Raw genomic sequence first — 21819 nt, 5'->3', positions numbered from 1 at the left:
TATAATAGGCCTATAAAAAGGGGATGGGTTTTTGATATGCACATAACGAAAATCTTTAATAATAATTGTGTCGCTACATTTATCGATGGAGAAGACATGGTTGTTACGGGTTCAGGAATCGGTTTCCAACATAAAATAGGGGACGAAATTGATGCTTCGCGCATTGAAAAGATGTTTAAAGTGGTTCGTGATAGCCAAGATGACTTTGAACAACTTCTTAATAAAATACCAGTGGATTATTTTGAAGCCACGCGAGCGATTGTGGAATATGCTCATTCTGTTTTGGATATATCACTGAGTGATACGATAAACGTGGCACTTACAGATCATATCTACTATGCAGTACTCAGATCAAAAGAGGATGTTGAATTGCCAGGACTTTTTACGGAAGAAATTAAAATGTATTATCCTGATGAATTTAAAGTAGGCACATGGGCTTTGAATTATATTAATAAACGCTTCGAGGTAACACTTCCTGAAGATGAAATCGGCTATCTCGTAATTCACATCGTTAATGCAAGTAATGGGAATATATCGCATCAAGCTCAAAATACCATGATGTTTCTAAAAGATGTTATGGCGATTGTTCAAAGTGAGTTGGGTATTGAGATGAATACCAGTCAACCTGCGTATACACGTCTTGCAACCCACCTAAAGTATCTTGCACAACGGATTATTGGAAATCAAAGTTCCAGTCATCCATTTGATGAAAGTATTGGTGAACTGAATCTATTTATTGCAGCGAAGTTAAAAAAATATAACGATTGTGTCGCAAAGATTAATCAATACGTCAATACACGATTTGACTATGAACTCTCGATGGATGAACGCATGTATCTTGCAATACATCTTTACCAAATTATGAAGAATGAAAAAAACCGGTAGCGATACCGGTTTTTTTATAGAGTAGGATAATACGTGTACGATTATTTGATTAAGTTTTTGAATTCATCGGCTACAAATTGTACGTTTGTACCTACGATAACTTGAAGACTGCTTCCACCAGGTCTTACGATACCTGCTGCACCAGTTCCTTTAATTGCTTTTTCGTCAATATTTTCAGTTTCAAACAATTCAAGACGAAGGCGTGTTGTACAGTAGTCAACACTCTTAACATTTTCTTTACCACCAAGGGCATTTAAAATAATTTCAGCTTGGTGTGCAAATTTGCTGTCTGATGAAGTGAGTACTGAATCATCAATTAATACTTCTTCACGTCCAGGAGTTTTAATATTAAACTTAACGATCAAGAAACGGAAGAGTACGTAGTAGATTACAAAGTATACAACACCAAATACAACAATCATATAAGGTTTGTTTGCAAGTGGTAGACGTGAGCTTAAGAATAAGTCAACAAATCCAGCACTAAATCCAAATCCTGCTGTCCATCCAAAGGATGAAACAATAAATAATGAAAGTCCTGTTAGGATTGCGTGTACTAAGTATAATGCTGGAGCTACGAACATAAATGAGAATTCAATCGGTTCTGTTACCCCAGTAAAGAATGCTGAGAATCCAGCTGCAAGCATGAGCGATCCTACAACCTTTTTATTTTCAGGTTTTGCGGATTGATACATTGCAAGACCAGCACCACAAAGACCAAACATCATAACTGGGAAGAATCCAGCTTGATACATTCCGGTAATTCCTTTAACACCGGTACCGCCCCAGAAGTTTCCAATGTCATTAATACCAATAGTATCAAACCAGAATACGGAGTTTAAAGCATGGTGTAATCCTGTAGGGATTAAGAGACGGTTAAAGAAACCGAATAAACCTGCTCCTAGAGGACCCATGGATGAGATTGCGGTACCAAAGGATACAAGTCCACCATAGACGATTGGCCAGATATAGAGTAATGCAATGGAGATTGGCATCATCACAACAGCAGTCATGATCGGAGCCAAGCGTTTACCACTAAAGAATGCGAGTGCGGTTGGGAGTTCTGTTTTGGAGAATTTGTTGTACATTAATGCACCAACAACCCCAGAAATAATACCAATAAAGGCATTATCAATTTTCCCAAATGCTGCATTCACAGCTTCAGGTGCAATTCCTTTTAAGTTTGCTACAGATCCCACAGAGAGTAATGTGGTAATCATTAAGAAACCAACGAGTCCACTTAAGGAAGCAGCCCCATCTTTATCATTTGATAATCCATAAGCAATCCCGACCGCAAAGATAATCGGAAGTTTTTCAATGATTGCTTTACCCGATCCAATTAAGAAAGCGGCAAGAACACTGTTAGCTCCCCATCCAACAGGGTCAATCCAATAACCAATACCCATTAATAAACTTGCAGCCGGTAATACCGCTACTGGAAGCATTAAGGCACGGCCTAATTTCTGTAAATGTTTCATCATATAAGTCACTTCTCCTTTTCTATATGATTTAGAAATTGTTACGTAAAGATATAAAAAGACCTACAAAAATAGCGTATCGCCATATTTGTAGGTCTTGCCTTCTTCAGTAACAATCCTATCTTACAAGCACATATTAGCACGAGGTGTAACCGCTGTCAATAAAAAGCGAAAGAAATGTGTGTCTTTATGTGATGAGTGGTAAATGAGGATATGATGAGACATTTAGAGAATTGAATGTTTTGAATTGGCTGTGTGGTAATCTAAGGGTATCAACGCACATTTCGACAGTATCCCCATAATATCGGTTATAACTGATAATTAAGTGTCGAAAGTGGCGTTCAGTGTTAGAACTTGGTGGATTTTAAGTGTTTTTGTCGAAGAATGATGAAACTAAGGACGAAACCTCATCCCCTTCGTACAATAGAGACAGTTAAAGTCACCATTGAAAAAGAAGGAGTATCTATGAATACAAAAGAACAAATTTATCAGTATCTTGTTTTCGAAACACAAATTCTACTCGATCATGACTTTTCCTTACTCACAACCGCAGTGATCTCAGAATCGTTACACTTAAGCCGTTCCTTAGTATCGCAATACTTAAATGAATTATTTCAGGAAGGGCTCTTGATTAAGGTATCGTCACGACCGGTGTATTACTTTGATAAACACGAATTTGAGAAGCGCTATCGTGTTCAAAATGTATCGCGTGAGTATTTAAGTGTTAAAGCACTCATGGATGAAATAAAAAGTTCGGAAGGGTATGATTCCTTCCAAGATTTAATTGGCTTTGATGGATCGTTAAGTCACATCGTTCAACAAATTAAGTCTGCCTTGCTTTATCCAGGACGTGGATTACCGATTGTTTTGTTTGGAAAACGCGGAAGTGGTAAGACGTATTTATCGCGTATGATTCATAAATTTTGTGTGGAACATGACTTAATTCAAACAGGACAAAGCGTCTACCATCTAAAATTTATTGATCCACAATGTGATTATGAACGCCTGCTTTTTGGGGATGAAACACAAAGTGGTTTATTGGAACAAAAAGATATCGGTGTTCTCTATCTTGAACATGCAGATCGCATGCGTCCAGACATCCAATATCAAGTATCTAATGTTATTAAAGATGGCTATTACACCAAAGACCGTAAGGTTGTGAAGGTTCATTGCCGCTTGGTTTTTGGAACTTCTTATAATCCCGAAGATGCCTTTGATTATTCCTTACTTCAAAGTCTTCCAATTATATGCAAGATTCCGCACTTTGATCAACGTGGAACTCAGGAAAAGGAACACTTCATCCTGAAATTCTTTAAGCAAGAACAACAAAAACTCGGCTTAAAAATCTTTATTTCATACAAGTTGTTAGAGGCATTGCTTCAACTTAAATTTGATGAAGATATCCATGAGTTAAAAAAATGCATCACGCGCATCTGCGCAACAGCCCTAGAATCAGCGCAACAAGGTGTCATGCATTGTCACTTATATCATTTACCAGAAGATAAATTGAACTACAGCATCTCAAAAGAACAAGATTTGAAGCTACTTATTGAAATTGATACCTATATTATTCATGAATCAACGGATAAAATAGTACATCTATTTAAAAACATCTTAAAAGCGTTTAATGGTTTTCAAAGCAATCAGATATCGTATCGTGAGATGTTAGCACAAGATTTTGAGTCCATGCGTAATTATTATGATTTGATGATTTTCGATCAATCGTATAGCCTTCAAAAAGTATATGGACTTGAGAAAATTATTGATGATGTGCTTGAAGATGTGAAACAAAAAAACAAAATCAACATTCCCAGCAATTGCAGTTTTGTCTTATCACGGGTTTTGTTGTCATCATCACATGAAAAAATAAAACTTGATCGGTGGACGTATAAACATCGTAACGACATCAATGCTTTATTAGAGTTTTTAAAAGAAGAAATGTATGACATTTTCATGATTTCAAATGAGATTTCAAAGATGATTTACCAAGCTTTAGAGTTAAAACTTAATGATTTCAATCTAATCTTTCTGATTTTAAATATTTATTTCTATAACGACAACATTAAACACAAAGATACGGCGGCCGTGATTGTATCGCATGGATACTCGACGGCAAGCAGTATTGCGGATGCTGCCAATCAATTGTTAGAGGAACATATCTTTGATGCCTTTGATATGCCACTAGATAGTAGCAGTGAAGAAATCATTATGAAGGTGAATGACTATATCGCCTTAAATCCGTATTATAAGAATTTGATTTTACTGGTTGATATGGGATCGTTGGAATTAATTGGGGATCGCATTCTTAAAGATTTAAATGTTGGTGTCATTAATAACAGTTCAACGGCAATTGCCTTGCATATTGGTTCAATGGTTCGTCAAGAATATCCACTGGAAGAAATCTTAGCGAAAGCTTCGAAGCAAGCCGTAACCAAGTATAAAATCTTGAATCGTGCAGAGAAGACAAAAGCCATGGTCTTTGTGAGTGATGCAGGGGTATCCGTTGCAGATCGGATGGTCAACCTCTTTAAACAGTCCTTGCCTAAATCCATTGATCTTCGTTTTATTCGGTATGACTTTAAAGAATTATTAACAAATGGTTTAAAGGATCCCTTATTTGATAAGTTTGAAGTGATGTTAATGGTGAAACCACACTCATTACTGCTGGATTCGATTCGCAGTGTAAGTTTGGAGGATATTGTCAGTTTTAAAGATATTTCCATTGTGGATAAGGCCTTGGAAGATTATCTGGATGCAGATGAGATTGAAGTGTTTAACCGGAATCTGCTTAAAAACTTTTCACTTCAAAATGTGATGCAGAATCTAACGATTCTAAATGCAAACAAACTTTTGAACTTTGTCAGTGATTCCACATCTCATTTAGAACGCAAGATGCAAAAGACATTCCAGAGTAAGACGATTGTTGGTATTTATATTCATGTCTGCTTCTTAATTGAACGACTGGTAACCAAAACAGCGATTGACGACTATAAGGACGTGAAGCGCTTTGAGAAAGATCATCAAGCCTTTATTCGTGATGTGAATGATAGTTTTGGCCCTATGCTCGAACATTATAATGTTATGTTGCCGGTATCAGAGATTGCACTCCTTTATGACTATATTGAAAATGATAAAAATCGAGAGCATGGAGAGGATGATTCATTTTGAAACTATCAGCAATGAACAGTCACTATCGATATTATAGTTTAAATACATTTTTTAAAACCATTTCAAGTCTAGGTTTTGATGCATGTGAGATATGGACCAGTCCACATCACTTCTTTGTGGATTACCAACAGTATGATGATCCTTTTGCACTCAAAACCCATGCAGAACATTTTGGGTTACAGATTATCGCAATCTGTCCTGAACAGACAAATCCTAAGCCCCATAACATGGCGACAGGATCACTTGAACAACAAAATCGTGTGTATGCTTACTTCCGTAATATGATTGATATTGCGCATACAGTCGGTGCGAAACTGGTGGTGGTAACAAGTGGTTGGGCATTCTATGACGAAGCCCTAGAAGCAGCCTATCAACGCAGTGTCGCAATGATGCGAAGATTGTGTATTTATGCGCAAGAGAAAGGAATTCTTCTTGCCATTGAGGCATTACAACCTTATGAATCACGCTTGGTCAATACCGTTCAAGATTTGAAAGCGTATAAAGATGCTGTGGCGTGTGAAAACTTAAAAATTTGTCTGGACCTTGGGGCAATGACCCAGACTGAAGAAACAATTGATGATTACTTTAATATTTTTAAAGACGATATTGTTCATGTGCATTTTGTGGATTCAGGACATTGTGCGTGGGGGGATGGACATCGAAACATGCAGGAAGATCTTACAAAATTTAATCAATATAAGTATCGAGGTTATTACTCGCTGGAAACAGCCAAACAATGTTATGAAGCAAAACCAGGTGATGCGGATTTACAAAGTCTAACGAAATATAAAGAACAGGGAGGAATCTAAATGAAACACTATATTATCGCAAGTCATAAACACCTGGCCGAAGGATTCTACAGTGCCGTCAAAGCCATTGTCGGAGATGTGGATTCCGTTCATATTATTTCCGCCTACGTTGATCATCATGATCTCACACAAGAAATTATGATGTGCTTCGAGGGAATTCCAATTGAAGATGATTTGGTGGTCATGACGGATATTTATGGCGGAAGTGTCAATACAGAGTTTATGAAGTTATTGGGGAGCCGTGATTTCCATCTCATTGCCGGCGTTAACCTAGCGCTTATTATTTCAATCATGGTTGAAATTCAAGGCCCTATAACGCGTGAAGAACTTATAGAAAAGATCGAAGCGTGTCGTATGTCGTTACGATATTGTAATGACGATCTTGTTGGAACGGACGTCGAAGACGAATTTTAGGAGGAACTTATGATTGTATTATGTCGTGTTGACCATCGTCTCTTACATGGACAGGTTGCATTCTCTTGGACCAATGCCCTGGGTGCAGACTGTATCTTGATTGCAGATGATGATGTCGTTTCCGATGATATTTGGAAGACCACATTGAAACTGGCAAAACCAGCCAATGTTAAGTTAGTCATAAAGAATGTTGAAGATGCAATAAACGCATTAAACAGTGGCGTTACAGATAAGTATCAGCTGTTAATTGTCGTACGGACCATTGACGTTGCGTATAAGCTTGCGCAAGCATGTCCACAGATTCAATCCATTAACCTTGGTGGAACGAAAAAAGAAGGTGATGATGAACAAATCAGTAAAGCCATCTTTGTTAGTGAAACCGATAAGAAATTGTTGAAGGAATTAATGGATGCTGGAAAAGAAGTAGAAATACGGATGTTATCCAGCGACTCAAAGCAGGTAGTAAAACTATAAAAGGAGGAAGAATTCATGTTACAAGCAATATTGATTGGTTTAGTAGCGGCATTGGGTGTCTTCGGGGATCAACTGGGATCACTGTATATTAATCGCCCAATTATTCTTGGACCCATTGTTGGACTTATCTTAGGAGATGTTCAACAAGGTGTTATTATTGGTGCTACTTTAGAATTATTCTTTATGGGGGCCGTGTCAATTGGTGCCTATATTCCACCGGATGTAATTGTTGGTGGGACACTGGCTACAGCGTTTGCAATCTCGATGGGATCTGGAACCGAAGCAGCGATTGCGCTTGCTATGCCACTTGCATTAATCTCACTTGCAATTGGAAATATCTTTAACGTTGTCAATTCCTTTATCCTACGCATTGCTGATAAATCGGCAGAGGCAGGTAGTGTTGGTGGTATTAAAACAGCACACTGGGGTATTGGAATGATTACAGTAGTTCGTCGTTTCTTGTTAGTATGCCTTGGATTTTACTTCGGTGCTGAAGCAATGTCTAATGTTATTGCATCCATACCAGAACAAATTATTGCCGGTATGGATGCAGCTGCGGGACTTCTTCCTGCGCTTGGATTTGCGATGTTAATGCGTATGATTTTAAACAAGAAACTTGTACCATTTTATTTCTTAGGATTTGTTTTATCTGCTTATCTCAATGTACCGGTATTAGGGATTGCGATTATCGGTGTCATTATTGTAATTGAAAAATTTGACTTCTTAGGGGGCTTTAGACAAGCACCGGCAGGATTAAATGTGGAGGACGATGATGATGACTTCTAACAACAGTGTAATTACCAAACAAGACATTACCAAGATGGCCTTCAATGCTGGAAGTTTAGGCATGGAGTTTTCTTGGAACTATGAACGTCAGATGCATCTTGCATTTGGCATGATGATGGATCCAACCCTTAAAAAAATCTATAAGGATGATCAAGAAGGTTATGCAGAAGCGTTACAACGTCATATTGAATTCTTTAATATTACACCCCAATTAGCGCCATTTGTTGGTGGTATTGTGTGTTCGATGGAAGAGAAACATAAAGATGGAGAGGTCGATGCAAAGGCGATTAGTGCGATTAAAACGGCGTTAATGGGACCCCTATCTGGAATTGGAGACTCGATCTTTGTAGGGTGTATTCGAGTTATTGCATTAGGTGTTGGTTTATCACTTGCGATGAGTGGGAATATCCTTGGACCCATCGCTTACTTTTTAATCTATAACATCCCTGCTTTCTTAGCACGTTATTTTGGGGCACATCTCGGTTACAATATTGGTTTTAATTATCTTGAGAAAATGCAACAAAGTGGTGTGATGGATAAAGTTCTTGCGGCAGCAGGTATCTTAGGGATCATGGTTATTGGTGGTATGTCGAAAGAAATGGTTTATACAGGATTGGCCTTACAAATTGGTACTGGAGAAACGGCACAACCCTTCCAAGAAATATTGGATGGTATTATGCCAGGACTTGTCGGTCTAGGAACAACATGGCTTTATTATTGGTTACTTAAGAAAAAAGTAAATCCCCTTATTCTTATTGTTGGGACGATGGTAGTAGGTATTGCTGGTGTTTATTTAGGAATCTTTGGATAGGAGAAACGTATGTTAAAATTTGATAAAGAAAAGCAATTAGCGAGTTTTAAAGGGGGATTAGCCCTTCGACCTGAAATTGAAAAGGTTGCTGATGCAATTCATGATAAAGGTTATAACGGTATCTATTTTGTAGGGATTGGAGGAACTTATGCTTCTGCACTCCAAGTTGCTCATCACGTAAAAGAGATGAGTACACTGCCAATTTATGTAGAACATGCTGCGGAATACTTAGTAACCGGGAATAAGAACATTACAAAAGATTCAATTATTGTTTATTCTTCTGTAACTGGGACAACACAAGAGGTTGTGGCCGCGGTTAAGGTTTTAAAAGAAGTTGGGTGTACGATTGTCGCATTCGTCGATGAACCCAATTCAATCCTTGCGGAACTGGGTGATTACACCATCTCTTACGGTCTGAATGAACAACTTAAGTTCTTTATGTTTATGGATCGTTTAATGCAACGTAAGGGTGATTTTGATGATTATGAAGCAATGTATCAAGAATTTGATCAATACTTACCTGAAGCACTTGTTGATGTGGAAATCAAAGCCGATGCATTTGGAGAAGCTTATGCGAAACGTCATCACGATGATGCCATGCATTACTTTGTGGGTGCAGGGAATCAATGGGGTGCAACGTACTCCTATGCAATGTGTTATTGGGAAGAACAACATTGGCTTCCTACAAAATCAATTACAGCACCTGAATTCTTCCATGGTATGTTTGAGATTGTAGAACGTGACACCCCTGTAACGATCTTCGTAGGAGAAGATACATCTCGTCCATTATCAACACGTGTTGTCGATTTTATTCCGCGTATATGCGCAAACTATGAAGTCATTGATAGTAAAGATTATGAACTGAAAGGGATCAGTGAAAAATATCGCGGTCACATTTGTCATCTTGTAATGATGGCGGTTAACCGCCGTATTGATGCTCATATTGAGAAAATAAACTGTCATCCTACAGAAATTCGTCGTTATTACCGACAATTGGATTATTAAGCGAAAACCCACTTTAAACAAGTGGGTTTTCTTTCTTAAATTTTCAGTTCAAACACATTGTTATTCGCTTATACATATGTTAGACTTATCTTCCATGGAGGTTTAGCTCAGTTGGGAGAGCATCTGCCTTACAAGCAGAGGGTCAGCGGTTCGAGCCCGTTAACCTCCACCATTTTTATTCTGGATCACCCACGACGAGGGTGGTTTTTTTATGCTTTCTCATCTGTGGATTTTGAGTGTGGGGAATGCGTCTAATTTCAGGGCAAATAAAAATAGAAAACAAGGAAATCCATGAACAGTTTAACTCAAAATTAAATGCACCTTTGTAGGTTCATTTTTGACTTACGGCTCCTTTTATGACTATAATGAAACCGCTAAGCTTTTGTTTTTTAGAAAAACATGAGTAAACTCGGTAATAAATAGCGCATCATTTTTTGGGGAAATGGATGTAAATAGAATTTGGATAAGTGGGTGGGGAATGTTTATTAAGAGAAGAAATGAATTTCGGTATTATGTTTTGCTTTTTTGTGTATCACTATTTTTATTTGGATTTATGTTCTTAAATGAATTGGATATCTATCAAATCATCGTTTCGTATTTCCAAAATAGTAACGAAAGTTTATTTAATTCTGATGTCGGGATTTTCTTCTCAGACAGCAGTGAGATCACATTTATCAAATATACTTCAATTGAACTCCATAATGCATTGAAGTATTCAAGTTTTGAAGCGAACTTAACAAGGGCTCTGTCACTTTTCCAAATCGTGGTTCCTTTACTTGCTTCATTTGCGGGATTAATAATGTATCAAAACCAAACCAGTTGTAATGTTTTAAAATCATACCGTGTAAAAAAATATCGTAACTTTATTCGCAATGAACAGTTAAGAATCGCGATAAGCGTGGCGGGTTCAATTTTTAGCGCATACGTTTTATATTACCTACTTATTCTATTTATAAGCGGAGGACGATTTGACGGATACACAATTCACACGGATTTATTTTTAGATGTACTGGGAAATAAATTTTACTATCAACACCTCAAGTTTTATTATTTTTTACTGGGGATTGTAAAGTATTTACTCATTCCATTTGTTTTAGCCTATTTATCAACATCGATTGCGCTCTTCTCAACTAAAAAGAGTACGGTGGTGTTTGGGCTCTTAATTTATTATTTTGGTCTCTCGGTTCTTATGTTTCCTCTGGTTTCTGTGGGAACAATTGATAAGTTTCCAATTGCCATGTTGTTTGCGCCATCCACTATTTTTTCGATTAGTGATTACAATACAGCGCCCACAATACTGCTTTTTATCACAAACTCAATGCCCCTTATTTTAGGTTATGTATTATTTAACCATAAGACGCGAGGTAAGCATCTTGAGATTAGTTAAAAAAGCAGCATTTGCAGGCTATATCATGTATATTAGCTTTATATTTTTGATCGGTAATGCAGCGTCATTCCAAAATCTTTTCAATGATATATATTTTGTTATTGGTACGGTTGTCTTGTACTTTTCGATCTATATAAAAGAAGATTGTGAGATGATGACGGTACATCGATATGGCTCAAAAATAAATTTTGCTTTAAAAACAATTGGGAACGCTGTGTATCATGCTTCAGTGCTTTATTTTAGTTTAGTTCTATTTTATCTAATCCTATCAATCTATTTTTATTCGGGTTTCGATTTTTATTATTTTCTGAAAATAATGGTGCTGGTGGTAGTGTTAGGGATATCGGAAGTGCTCGTAAAACTTTTACGTCTTGGCTCAAAGTTACCCATAACAAGTTTTGTGGAATTTCTGTTAATTCTTTCCTCTACAAGTTACTATATGCCAATATTGGATAATCCCATGAATCCGTTCTACTTTTTTTATCATTTAGAAGGCTTAAATTGTGGGTTGATTATTTTAAACTATCTACCCTATGTATTCTTGTTGATGTTAGTCTTCTACTTAAAAATGGAGGATTTAGAATTATGACCGTATTGATTTATTTTATCACCTTGATACTTGGAATTATAATCTCTTTACTCCAAATATTCCCTGGGCCGCATGGAGTCATAACATTGAGCGATCTTATGAATGTATTATATTTAAACTTTGAAAGTTTTCCTTTGTACGGCATTGATCAAGCAAGCATTCAAAATGTCATTGTGTTTACGTTAATTACAATTACATTAATGAATACCGTTTTAAGGGAATTTAAAGACTTACAATCATTTTATGGTCTCTTACTTTATCGGAAGAATATAATCACGTCTTATACAGTTCTAGCGAAGTATCATGTTTTGAATGCAATTAAGATGATGGTCATGACCTTTATATTTTTTGTTTTCATGACTTTAGTCTATAAGAGTACATTAACTACGATGTTTGTAATCATACTTTATCTCACCCGATTAACAAGTCTAATGCTAGCGATTGGACTGTTATTTGAAGCAATCAGTATCCGGTTCAGTGAGAATTTGGTTACATCAATTTTTCCATATTTTATGATTATGATTATGATATCAATTGATTATTACAGTTCAATAAGTATTGTTTCTTTTGTTGGTGAATTAGAACTTGAATTGATGCGAATGATTCTAGCTTTCGTATTTGTTTTAATTGCCTTCGGAGGTTCCATACTTATTTTAAAAAGGAGTATTTATTATGATTCAATTTAATGGCGTTTCTAAAAAGTTTAAAGACCTACTTCTTTTTGAAGATGTCAATATTAATATAAGAGAAGGAAAAAAGACCGCCATCGTAGGTCCAAACGGTAGTGGTAAGAGTGTGTTATTGAAACTCATCGTCGGCTACTCTGTCCCAACATCAGGGAGTATTGTGATTGATGGGAAGAAATTGCAGCAGGATATCGATTTTGTACCCAATGGCGGTGTAAGTATTAATGCACCAGAGTTTATTGGTTCATTAACAGGACTGGAAAACCTCCGTGAAATTGCACGCATTCGAAGATGTGTGAATGAAGCGGATATTATCCTTCTCGCTAAAAAGGTTAATTTTGAAGCGGAGTTATCTAAGAAATATAAAACGTATTCCTTAGGAATGAAACAAAAAATGAGATTGATTCAAGCTTTAATGGAACGTCCTGATTACTTAATCCTTGATGAACCCTTTGATGGACTGGATCGATTAAGTAAAAAAATTGTGATAGAAATGTTGGATGAATATGTTGAAGAGACAGGATGTACCCTTGTTTTTACCAATCATGGGGAAGAAGTTTTTGAAATTGCCGATGTTGTATATGAAATTGATGATAAAAAACTAAGACTCATCAAAGGTGAATCGGAATGTTAATGAAAAGACGGGTTCTCATTTTTTCGTTACTTATAACACTCATTCTTGTTGGATGTACACATCAAGAAGAACCGACATTGTCATTAAATGAAGAAGTGTTAAAGGAAATTAGAAATTCCGCATTTATTTTTAATGATAACTATAAAGATCCGGTAATTAAATCCTATTCCGATCGTTATACTCAATATTATTTAACGCTTGGCGATCACAATAACGCCACAATTTATCAAGTAGTGATGGATAGCGAGGAAGATGAAATTCTTGAAATTGTAAAATCTGAAGAAGTGCCATTGATTGAGAAACCAGGTTTTGGATACTATTTTGAGGCTGAATACAATGATACAAGTTATGAATCAGATTTTATTTACCTCGATTTTGATCGTCATTTTTTAAGAGTGTGTATTTTAGAGTCAAATCCGAGTGATTATCCAGCCACCGACATCCACGCTTACGGTCAAAATTTTTATCTAGAACCAACCGCTTTAGATTTTTTAGATCAATAATGCATTGTTTTAATTGATTTGAATCCTGCAATTTTTCACAGAACCTGTTGTTAAGGTTCTGTTTTTTATAGATTTACAAACTTAATAATCTATGTTATTCTTTTATTACTTTGAGTGTCAAAGTATATGAGGTGACAATGAAACATTTAAGAAAATTAATAATCGTTGCAGGTATATTGGTGGTACTACTTGGTTTTGCGGGTGGGTACTTCTTTAAACTTGCATCGATCCCGGGGGATAAAGATTTTATAGACGCGGATGTGAAAGCTATATGGAAGCCCGATCAAGAATGGTTAAAATCGGTGAATAAAACGTCTCAAGAACTTGTCAGTGATTCCGGATTGAAACTTAAAGCGTGGTATGTTCCTGCGAAAACAGAAACGAAAGATACAATATTAGTTGCACACGGTTATGGCAATAACAAAGACCGTGTGGGTCATTATATCCGACTGTTCCATGAGATGGGATTTAATGTGCTCGCACCGGATGCACGATCACATGGTGAAAGCGAGGGAAACCTTATTGGATTTGGTTGGCCAGAGCGATTTGATATTGAAGCTTGGGTCCAAAAAATCATAAATCAAAATGGTGAAGATTCTCGAATCGCATTATTTGGTCTTAGTATGGGAGCATCCACGGTAATGATGGCAAGTGGTCTTGATCTCCCAGACAATGTCATGGCTGTTATTGAAGATTGCGGTTATACCAGTGTTGCGCATCAACTGTCTTATAAACTCAAAGATATGTATAATCTACCCGCCTTTCCAATGATTCCAATTACAAGTATGATTACGCAAGTCAAAGCAGGCTTTAATTTCTATGAAGCATCTGCAGTCGAGTCTTTAAAACGAAGCACGTTGCCTACGTTATTCATTCATGGGGATGCAGATGACTTTGTACCTTATGAGATGTTGGATACCTTATACCAAGCACATCCTGGTCCCAAAGAAAAGATCGTAATAAAAGGGGCAAATCATGCAGAGAGTTATGAAAAAGATCCTGTATTTTACAAAAAATCCATTGAGTCATTTCTAACTCGTTATTTAAGTCAAACACCAAATAATTCTTAACCTTAAAGAATGAAATACGCTCTTTTTAAAATATCAATTCTATGGTATTATATCCATGCATTGATATGCGTCCGTGGCGCAAGGGATAGCGCGTTTGATTCCGGTTCAAAAGGTTGCAGGTTCGATTCCTGTCGGGCGTACCAATTTATAATTAATTAAGAGTCTCAAGATATTATCTTGAGACTTTTTTCTTTCGTTAAAATCATTAGGTTCTTCAGCTTTAGAGGGATTAATCTACACATAACTATAATATGAATCGGTGTGCGTTTATGGTACATTTAAGGAAAGGGCGGCCTTCTTATCAAAAAAATAAATATGGTTTTTACGATATTGTTAGCAATCTTAATTACTACAAGCAGCTTTCAAGTATTCAATTATGAGTACCAGGTAGGACTCAGGATTTTAGGTACGGACCAAAGTCTTAGAGAAAATTTAAAACCTTACTATATTAATATTACTCCGAGTGCAGTGAATCGTTCGATTAATGATTTGATCGAAGACGTTCGAACTTTCGAAGAAAAATACGAGTACGATGTTGCGATTACAACTTCTGAGGGGGATTATACTAATCAAGAAAACGGTGTGTATTATTTTATAAGTGGTAATGAATCGGAACTCTTAAGCCACATAATCGTGAAAGAAGGGAGATTAAAGGAAAGTTTTTTTGTTAATGACGATTGGGTTATATCTAATAATCACCTCAAAAAACTAAGTTATTTAATTGATTATCTTGATCATCGTTTCTATGATTTTGATTCAACTTATAAAGATCCCATTTCAATCTAACCCTTGTCCAAAATAGAAGAATACTATCCATCAAGTGGTATTCAAACTTTAGTTACAATTTTTGTTGACGAATATTCAACACAGATACAAGAGACGATCGTTGATTATTTTCAAGTTTATAATTATATGAATGACCCTTCCGAAATTTTTGTATATGAGTTAGGACAAATGAATGATGTAAGTGTGGATAGAGAATTACAGCCGGCTACTGTTGTTGCTGCGATCAGCGTTCTTATGTTAATGGTACTTACAGTACTTAAAAATGGTAAGGAAATCGGGATACGTTATTTGCAAGGACAGTCAACAATACAAATTATAAAAAAATTATTTTTAAAAGACATTATAGGTCTATCAATTCTATTCGCTTTTACGATTTTTTGTACAGCCTTTGTCATCTCGGATTCTTATGGAACGTTACTATTTATGTTTTTAGTAAAACTGATTCCATTTGTTCTTATTTATGTTTTTAGTATCTTAGGATGTTTATTCGTTACATACTTTTTGATTGTTAAACGAACGTCTAATGAAATTTTAAAATCGAGCATGTCAATTGTACCAATATATATGTTAACGCTTATTTTGAAAGGTCTATCCATAGTTATTCTTCTTATTCCTGTTTTTACTCGAATTCAAAACATTGATTACAAACAGGCCCATATAAATTCATTGACAGAAAATCCAATGGTTTTAAATTCTAAGCGCATTGCTTATGCTTCAAAATCTCCTGAGGACAACGATTACAAGGATTATGAGAAAGATTTGTTTGAACTCGTAACCCAAAATGATATTGCATACGCAAATCATGATGCATATGATTTCTACCTCAACGACCTAAAACGAAATCAAAACGGGAACAGTGAAGTATCGATGGCTGAATTTGTACCGCCATCCGTTCACATTAATAATGCATATTTAGATTATATTAATATCACTGACGAAACAAATCGAATGTTAAATCCTAAAATGTTATCAAAAGATAAAAATTATATCTTGGTTTCTAAGGAACGAGTTAATACTTATTATAATTACTTAGAGCCATATATGAGTAACTATGAAATTTTTTATATTCAATCAAATTCAACTTATGTATCCGCCAATAGAACGATATCCATTCCAGCAGGGACCATAAATGATCCTATTTACTTTGTAGATAATGTTTACTCAAGAGGGATTGATAACTTTACTGTGAGCTTGTTATACAACGGAGATTCCAATAGCCTTACAAAGATCTTGGAACGTATGGATCAAGAATATGATGCGAGCTATAAAGTTGTGAAATCGCGAGATATCTATGAATTAAGTATTTTTGAAGTGAAAAATGATTATTTAGTTTGTTTGCAATTGATTGGACTGTATTTTTTAATACTACTAATAATAAACTATACATCAATTAAAATCTATGTTGATGGCTATAGCAAAGAAATTGCCGTTAGATATCTCAATGGGACGAATTATTACAATCGCTATGCAGTGCTCATTAACGGATCAGTCTTTTCAACAATTGCTGCTTTTACATATCTTCTCTACCAGGCATCAGGAGACAAAGCAATTGCTGCGGTATTATTAGGAATATTTGTCGTGACATTAATGTTGGAATGGATCACCATTAAGGTGAGCATAAGAAAATATGAATCGACGGAAGTGTCTACAATTTTAAAAGGAGATGACTAAATGGAATCAATTATAAAGTTAGAAGGGATTTCTAAACAGTTTAACGATATACCAATCTTAACTGAAATTAATCTAGAAATGCCATCTCATGAAGTTATTGTAATCTCAGGCCCATCAGGAAGTGGTAAAAGTACATTATTAAATATTATTGGACTCCTGGATACGCCAGACGAAGGCACAGTGACCTTGTTTGGAAAAGCAAATCCTAAACCGTTTTCTAAAGAAGCAACGACATTATTACGCACAAAAATCGGTTATCTTTTTCAAAATTTTGCGCTCGTCGAGAACAAATCCGTCGAGTATAATTTAATGTTAGCTTTAGAGAACGTTAAGCTAAAGAACAAAAAAGAAAAGGTGAGTGAGGTCCTAAAAAAAGTAGGTCTCGATGGATTTAAAGATAAAATTGTTTATCAATGTTCCGGGGGAGAACAACAGCGTATCGCACTTGCACGAATCCTTTTAAAACCTTGTGAACTTGTCTTGTGTGACGAGCCGACAGGGAGTTTAGATGAGCGAAACAGAGATAAAATCATAGAATTATTGATGATGTTGAAGGATGAAGGGAAGACAGTAGTGATTGTTACTCATGATTCCTATCTTATGACACTGGCAGATACACACTTAGTCCTAGAAAGTAATGATGGTGAACCAGGTTTTTCAATCAATAAAAAATCCGGAGCGACATCATTTTGAGGCGGCATGGAATCTAATAAGACCTTCAATTTAAAGTGATTAATAATAGTGTTCGTGAAAAAATCTCGAGATTTGAACTTGAGATTTTTTTTGTGGATACAAATCAAGGGTGAATCGGGAGGATGAATACGCTGTTTTTGACTTCGTGTTAAAAATATCTAGATAGCGTTTACATTTTATGTGTAAATGCTATTATAAAGTTAGAAAGAACGTACCAAGGGGGGGAACTATGTTCAAAATAAAAAAGCTTTTATGCGTGGGATTATTGCTTCCGTTATCGGGTTGTGGGACAACATTAGGTTCAGATTCAATTCAGATTCAGCCGTTTGATTTATCAACGCTTTTAATCGAATCATCCATTGCTAAAACGGATCACGATGTGTATTTTGTCGAGAATGCATCGCTTTATTACTATAATATCAACCGACAAAAAGTAGCACGATTAACCGGGATGTCCTTTGCGGATGACCAAGAAGTTGAAAATGATCGGGTATCCTATACACGCTACTTTGAGAGTTTTGTGCAAGATAGCGACTTAATTTATTATGGGGATTATCTTTATGGACTTTTCGCGCGAATGAGTGCCGATGGTGGAAGTGCTTATTCGCTTGGACGCTTGAATCGCAAAGGGGAAGCTTATGAAGAAGTTCTCCGCTTTGAAACCTTACCGCTTCGTTTTCGAATTGATTCAGGCTTCATCTATGTTCTTTTTGAAGATGAAGTAACCGGGGAATCCATTATTGAAGTTTATGACCATCATTTTAAACTAATTGAACGTAATCTGTATCCTGAATCCATACAGACATATCAATTCTTCATTGATAAAGGGCAATTGAGAATTCCAGAAGAACCGTTGACCGTTTATGAAGAGGAGACCATGCGACTTTATTATGAGATCCATCGGACAACAGATGATTCAAACACTTCTTTAGAAAACGCTCGCGTCACGGCTGTTTTTTCAAAGAATGATCACGAAATTAGACTTGATAATAAAATTATTATGTATGCAAATAAAGATTATTTCTATACTTCAAGTCTTGATGGCATACAAGCATATGAACAGTATGATCATAATGGAACCTTGATCAGTAGCGTAGTACCCGCTGAGACAATCACATCTCTCGGACCGGAGCGCGCGATGTTTACGCGTAGTGATTTTTCACTGATGTTACGCGTCGTGGATGATCGTTATGTTTTCGGGAAATCACAGGAAGCTCACTTTATATGCGATTTGGCGATGAAGGAGTGTGATTATCTTGTTAAATAGGTTGGAAGTAAGGAATTTAAATAAGGCTTATGGCGCTACGAAAGCTGTGAATAATCTTAGCTTTGATATGGAGAACGGGATTTATGGGCTTGTTGGGCATAATGGTGCAGGGAAGAGCACTTTAATTAAAATACTTGCAACCTTGATAAAAGCAGATTCGGGAACAGTATCTTTTAATGGAGAATTGATAAAAGATTACACCGTATTTCGAAGTCTTTTGGGTTATATGCCTCAAAATCAATCGTTACCTGCACAGATGACTGTCGAGCATTTTCTCTTCTATATCGCATCCCTAAAGGCGATTCCAAATGATTTAGCGAGATTGCGGATTGAAGATCTTTTGACGCGTTTTAATTTGGAAACAAAGAAACATCAAAAATTAAGTTCTCTTTCCGGTGGGATGAAACAACGGGTCTTGCTTGCGCAAGCGATGTTGAATGACCCCGCAGTTTTAATCTTGGATGAACCAACCGCTGGTCTTGATCCTGTTGAACGGAGCAATCTAAGAAATGTAATCATGGAACTTTCTGGTGATAAAATTGTTTTGATTGCAACGCATATTATATCCGATATCGAATATATAGCCGATAAAATAATGCTTCTTCAAAAAGGAAATATCATTGAATTTGATACACCGGATAAACTTATTTTAAAGATGCGTGTCTTTGAATCCACGCTATCTTTTGAGGCGTATAAACGTTTTGCTCAAGAACATAAAATTATCAATAACATTCGCATTGGGGAACAGGTAAGAATTCGCCATTTTAGTGATGACATTGAAGGGGTAAAGGTTAATCCAACAATCGAGGATCTTTACCTGTACGCACTATCATGATCCATCTTGAACTCAAAAATCTAAAAATGCGCATGAATTTTCGAATGCTCGTGGTGATTGTTTTAGCCTTTGTCTCTTTAAATAGGGTTTATTTGAAATCTACAAGTGCGTATGATGCACTTTATAAGGAATATTCTAAGCATACCGACTTGTTCACAAATGATTCAGTCGATGATGCCACAATGTATTTTGAAGAACAGATTAAATACATATCAGGTTATCATGAAAACATTGATCAAGAGCTTCAAGAAATCAATGACAAACGTGAGACTGGCCTTTTTGAAGATCCCAAAGATGTTCATAAATTGAATAAGGAACATGATTTTTATGAGAAGCTCAAACTTGAACCCGTTGAATTTATAAACATCCAACGCCATGAACTAATTTTACGCAGTCCAACGCCTAAGATTGTGATGCTGCTCTTTGGTTTTTATTTACTCTCCTTACTCTTTGGAGAAGATCTTTTAGAAGGGACACTTGAGATTTATCAGCCAACACAAAGAGGTCTTTCAAAATTATTTCGTTCAAAAATGGTGGTACTAACGGGGTTACTCTTCGTTGTGATGGGCCTTCTAATATTATTTGATGGGTTTAGATTGGGGTTTTCAAAGGCATCCATTCACAGCATTCCCTATTTCAAACATGTTTGGCTTATGGGAAGTGTGTTTCACTATTCAATGTTTAGGTATATCTCAATTTTTGTAGTGACCCTAATGCTTTTACTGTTAACTTTAATTTTTATGACCCTTACGCGAAATACACTTCTTACAGTAATCGCAGGATTAAGTGTTTTCTTTGCGCAAGGCATGCAATATGCAATGATTCCGATTCATTCAAAATATGGCTTCCTTAAGTTTTATAATATTTACTATATGGTTGTCCAAGATAAAGGCGATTACCCTTATAATTTACTTCTTTTTAGTGTAGTTCTGACTGGAATTTTGGGCATTGTTTCATATGAGTGCTACGTAAAGCGTGGACCAATCCGTAAGCATAAGGGGGTGGGAATTCCGATTCGAAGTACACATCGAATTGTTCATAGCATGTATCAACTTTGGATAAGTTCTTATGGGTTAATAATTCTTGTTTTTGTACTAATGTTTGGTATCTATAATATTAAAACCTTTTCGATCAGTACGACGTCAAATGAACAGTCTTATCAACTTTATAAACAAAATTATCTTGGCCCCATTGATGATTCAAGTATCATAAGACATAACCAAGCACTTGAGATAATTCAAGAAGCTGTAAGAGAAAAAGAAAAGATTCAAATAATGATTGAACGGGAACCTGAGCGCGCTCATGATCTCTATGTGGAGCATGACGCGGTATTTAAACGTGCCCATGAAATTTCAAATGCACTCCGATTTGATGAAGAACTGAAACAGGCACAGATGTTGGGTGTTGATACCATGATTGATAATCGTGGTGCCTCACTCATCGTTATGAAGAACCAAGTCTTCTATCGTCTTATTTTTATGGGTGTTTTACTGGTCCCAATGTTTTTCTTAGGCTATCAACAATACCACCTTATTTATGACCGCCGTAATGAAGGATTTATTCATGTAAGTAAAACGGGATTGAAGAACTATCGAAAGACCCATAGATATTCACTCTTGATTGATTCAATGATAATGAGTTTCACAATGATTGCGATGCATATTCTAAAAATTACCAAGGTCTTAAATGTAGATTTTTCAAATACAATGAAAGACCTCCTCATTACATCGATTCCGGTCACGTTAAAAACAGGCATTGTTTTAGTGTGGGTTATGTTGACGCTCATGAGTTATGGTATCGGACGCATTGGAAATCTGATGTATTTAATCCAAAGGAATGTATTTAATGATAGCCTTTAAGTGATTTATAAT

General features: G+C 36.1%; 21 protein-coding genes and 2 tRNA genes. 22 read left to right on the top strand and 1 reads right to left on the bottom strand.

What is annotated here, in order from left to right:
• Positions 1-36 precede the first annotated feature (36 nt).
• Positions 37-885 carry a PRD domain-containing protein gene (locus tag LLS04_RS01790; RefSeq protein WP_323611603.1) on the top strand — a complete coding sequence of 283 codons (849 nt, stop codon included), beginning with the start codon at positions 37-39 and terminating at the stop codon, positions 883-885.
• 41 nt (positions 886-926) lie between these two features.
• Here the strand turns inward: LLS04_RS01790 and nagE are convergent, their stop codons facing one another.
• The gene (gene nagE / locus LLS04_RS01785) at positions 927-2363 is read right to left on the bottom strand and encodes an N-acetylglucosamine-specific PTS transporter subunit IIBC (protein WP_200548863.1); all 1437 of its coding nucleotides are present in this window, start codon (positions 2361-2363) and stop codon (positions 927-929) included.
• 462 nt (positions 2364-2825) lie between these two features.
• On the opposite strand from nagE, the gene LLS04_RS01780 reads away from it, so the two are divergent.
• The 21 genes from LLS04_RS01780 to LLS04_RS01680 all read left to right on the top strand — a co-directional run bounded on the left by LLS04_RS01780 (position 2826) and on the right by LLS04_RS01680 (position 21807).
• The gene (locus LLS04_RS01780; RefSeq protein ID WP_323611602.1) at positions 2826-5528 is read left to right on the top strand and encodes a sigma 54-interacting transcriptional regulator; all 2703 of its coding nucleotides are present in this window, start codon (positions 2826-2828) and stop codon (positions 5526-5528) included.
• Complete coding sequence (locus tag LLS04_RS01775) at positions 5525-6337, top strand: sugar phosphate isomerase/epimerase family protein (RefSeq protein WP_323611600.1); 813 nt, start codon at positions 5525-5527, stop codon at positions 6335-6337. The genes LLS04_RS01780 and LLS04_RS01775 overlap by 4 nt, the downstream gene beginning before the upstream one ends.
• Positions 6338-6751, top strand: coding sequence for a PTS sugar transporter subunit IIA (locus LLS04_RS01770; protein WP_323611597.1), 414 nt, complete (start codon positions 6338-6340; stop codon positions 6749-6751).
• A 9-nt stretch (positions 6752-6760) separates the two neighbouring features.
• Positions 6761-7225 (top strand): PTS sugar transporter subunit IIB, encoded by a 465-nt coding sequence (locus LLS04_RS01765; RefSeq protein WP_003774783.1) that lies wholly within the window; start codon positions 6761-6763, stop codon positions 7223-7225.
• A gap of 15 nt (positions 7226-7240) precedes the next feature.
• Positions 7241-8011: a PTS mannose/fructose/sorbose/N-acetylgalactosamine transporter subunit IIC gene (locus LLS04_RS01760; RefSeq protein WP_323611594.1), complete on the top strand. Its 771-nt coding sequence runs from the start codon at positions 7241-7243 to the stop codon at positions 8009-8011.
• A complete protein-coding gene (locus LLS04_RS01755) occupies positions 7998-8822 on the top strand; it encodes a PTS system mannose/fructose/sorbose family transporter subunit IID (protein WP_456237508.1) in 825 nt (274 codons plus the stop codon). Before LLS04_RS01760 ends, LLS04_RS01755 begins: the two co-directional genes overlap by 14 nt.
• Positions 8823-8831: 9 nt before the next feature.
• Entirely contained in the window at positions 8832-9827 is a 996-nt protein-coding gene (locus LLS04_RS01750) for an SIS domain-containing protein (RefSeq protein WP_123171107.1), read from the top strand.
• Positions 9828-9923: 96 nt separating this feature from the next.
• Positions 9924-9999: transfer RNA gene (locus LLS04_RS01745), tRNA-Val, on the top strand.
• Positions 10000-10305: 306 nt separating this feature from the next.
• Complete coding sequence (locus LLS04_RS01740) at positions 10306-11214, top strand: hypothetical protein (RefSeq protein ID WP_323611592.1); 909 nt, start codon at positions 10306-10308, stop codon at positions 11212-11214.
• Positions 11201-11803, top strand: coding sequence for a hypothetical protein (locus LLS04_RS01735; RefSeq protein WP_323611591.1), 603 nt, complete (start codon positions 11201-11203; stop codon positions 11801-11803). Before LLS04_RS01740 ends, LLS04_RS01735 begins: the two co-directional genes overlap by 14 nt.
• Before the next feature lie 98 nt (positions 11804-11901).
• Positions 11902-12489 (top strand): hypothetical protein, encoded by a 588-nt coding sequence (locus LLS04_RS01730; protein ID WP_323611590.1) that lies wholly within the window; start codon positions 11902-11904, stop codon positions 12487-12489.
• Entirely contained in the window at positions 12476-13123 is a 648-nt protein-coding gene (locus LLS04_RS01725) for an ATP-binding cassette domain-containing protein (protein ID WP_254006861.1), read from the top strand. Before LLS04_RS01730 ends, LLS04_RS01725 begins: the two co-directional genes overlap by 14 nt.
• Positions 13117-13626, top strand: a complete 510-nt coding sequence (locus LLS04_RS01720; RefSeq protein ID WP_323611588.1) for a hypothetical protein — start codon at positions 13117-13119, stop codon at positions 13624-13626. The genes LLS04_RS01725 and LLS04_RS01720 overlap by 7 nt, the downstream gene beginning before the upstream one ends.
• 137 nt (positions 13627-13763) lie before the next feature.
• Positions 13764-14696 (top strand): alpha/beta hydrolase, encoded by a 933-nt coding sequence (locus tag LLS04_RS01715; protein WP_323611587.1) that lies wholly within the window; start codon positions 13764-13766, stop codon positions 14694-14696.
• 67 nt (positions 14697-14763) lie between these two features.
• Positions 14764-14839 (top strand) — tRNA-Arg (locus LLS04_RS01710).
• Between the two features lie 172 nt (positions 14840-15011).
• A complete protein-coding gene (locus LLS04_RS01705; protein WP_323611586.1) occupies positions 15012-15482 on the top strand; it encodes a hypothetical protein in 471 nt (156 codons plus the stop codon).
• A 168-nt stretch (positions 15483-15650) separates the two neighbouring features.
• Complete coding sequence (locus tag LLS04_RS01700; RefSeq protein WP_323611585.1) at positions 15651-17153, top strand: bacteriocin transporter; 1503 nt, start codon at positions 15651-15653, stop codon at positions 17151-17153.
• Positions 17154-17846: an ATP-binding cassette domain-containing protein gene (locus LLS04_RS01695; protein WP_323611584.1), complete on the top strand. Its 693-nt coding sequence runs from the start codon at positions 17154-17156 to the stop codon at positions 17844-17846.
• Positions 17847-18075: 229 nt separating this feature from the next.
• The gene (locus LLS04_RS01690; protein WP_323611583.1) at positions 18076-19113 is read left to right on the top strand and encodes a hypothetical protein; all 1038 of its coding nucleotides are present in this window, start codon (positions 18076-18078) and stop codon (positions 19111-19113) included.
• Positions 19094-19948: an ABC transporter ATP-binding protein gene (locus tag LLS04_RS01685; protein ID WP_323611582.1), complete on the top strand. Its 855-nt coding sequence runs from the start codon at positions 19094-19096 to the stop codon at positions 19946-19948. Before LLS04_RS01690 ends, LLS04_RS01685 begins: the two co-directional genes overlap by 20 nt.
• A gap of 92 nt (positions 19949-20040) precedes the next feature.
• Positions 20041-21807 (top strand): lantibiotic ABC transporter permease, encoded by a 1767-nt coding sequence (locus tag LLS04_RS01680; RefSeq protein WP_323611581.1) that lies wholly within the window; start codon positions 20041-20043, stop codon positions 21805-21807.
• Positions 21808-21819 lie beyond the last annotated feature (12 nt).

The organism is Erysipelothrix enhydrae (genome assembly GCF_035066605.1).
Classification (GTDB): Bacteria; Bacillota_I; Bacilli_A; order Erysipelotrichales; family Erysipelotrichaceae; genus Erysipelothrix; species Erysipelothrix amsterdamensis.
Note: the sequence above shows the minus strand (reverse complement) of the source record. Positions and strands in the feature narration are given on the sequence as shown.

Excerpts from the sequence above, each read along its gene's own strand:
- LLS04_RS01790 (WP_323611603.1), top strand. The coding sequence starts at position 37 with ATGCACATAACGAAAATCTTTAATAATAATTGTGTCGCTACATTTATC.
- nagE (WP_200548863.1), bottom strand. The coding sequence starts at position 2,363 with ATGATGAAACATTTACAGAAATTAGGCCGTGCCTTAATGCTTCCAGTA.
- LLS04_RS01780 (WP_323611602.1), top strand. The coding sequence starts at position 2,826 with ATGAATACAAAAGAACAAATTTATCAGTATCTTGTTTTCGAAACACAA.
- LLS04_RS01770 (WP_323611597.1), top strand. The coding sequence starts at position 6,338 with ATGAAACACTATATTATCGCAAGTCATAAACACCTGGCCGAAGGATTC.
- LLS04_RS01765 (WP_003774783.1), top strand. The coding sequence starts at position 6,761 with ATGATTGTATTATGTCGTGTTGACCATCGTCTCTTACATGGACAGGTT.
- LLS04_RS01760 (WP_323611594.1), top strand. The coding sequence starts at position 7,241 with ATGTTACAAGCAATATTGATTGGTTTAGTAGCGGCATTGGGTGTCTTC.
- LLS04_RS01755 (WP_456237508.1), top strand. The coding sequence starts at position 7,998 with ATGATGACTTCTAACAACAGTGTAATTACCAAACAAGACATTACCAAG.
- LLS04_RS01750 (WP_123171107.1), top strand. The coding sequence starts at position 8,832 with ATGTTAAAATTTGATAAAGAAAAGCAATTAGCGAGTTTTAAAGGGGGA.
- LLS04_RS01740 (WP_323611592.1), top strand. The coding sequence starts at position 10,306 with ATGTTTATTAAGAGAAGAAATGAATTTCGGTATTATGTTTTGCTTTTT.
- LLS04_RS01730 (WP_323611590.1), top strand. The coding sequence starts at position 11,902 with ATGAATGTATTATATTTAAACTTTGAAAGTTTTCCTTTGTACGGCATT.
- LLS04_RS01725 (WP_254006861.1), top strand. The coding sequence starts at position 12,476 with ATGATTCAATTTAATGGCGTTTCTAAAAAGTTTAAAGACCTACTTCTT.
- LLS04_RS01720 (WP_323611588.1), top strand. The coding sequence starts at position 13,117 with ATGTTAATGAAAAGACGGGTTCTCATTTTTTCGTTACTTATAACACTC.
- LLS04_RS01715 (WP_323611587.1), top strand. The coding sequence starts at position 13,764 with ATGAAACATTTAAGAAAATTAATAATCGTTGCAGGTATATTGGTGGTA.
- LLS04_RS01705 (WP_323611586.1), top strand. The coding sequence starts at position 15,012 with ATGGTTTTTACGATATTGTTAGCAATCTTAATTACTACAAGCAGCTTT.
- LLS04_RS01700 (WP_323611585.1), top strand. The coding sequence starts at position 15,651 with ATGAATGATGTAAGTGTGGATAGAGAATTACAGCCGGCTACTGTTGTT.
- LLS04_RS01695 (WP_323611584.1), top strand. The coding sequence starts at position 17,154 with ATGGAATCAATTATAAAGTTAGAAGGGATTTCTAAACAGTTTAACGAT.
- LLS04_RS01690 (WP_323611583.1), top strand. The coding sequence starts at position 18,076 with ATGTTCAAAATAAAAAAGCTTTTATGCGTGGGATTATTGCTTCCGTTA.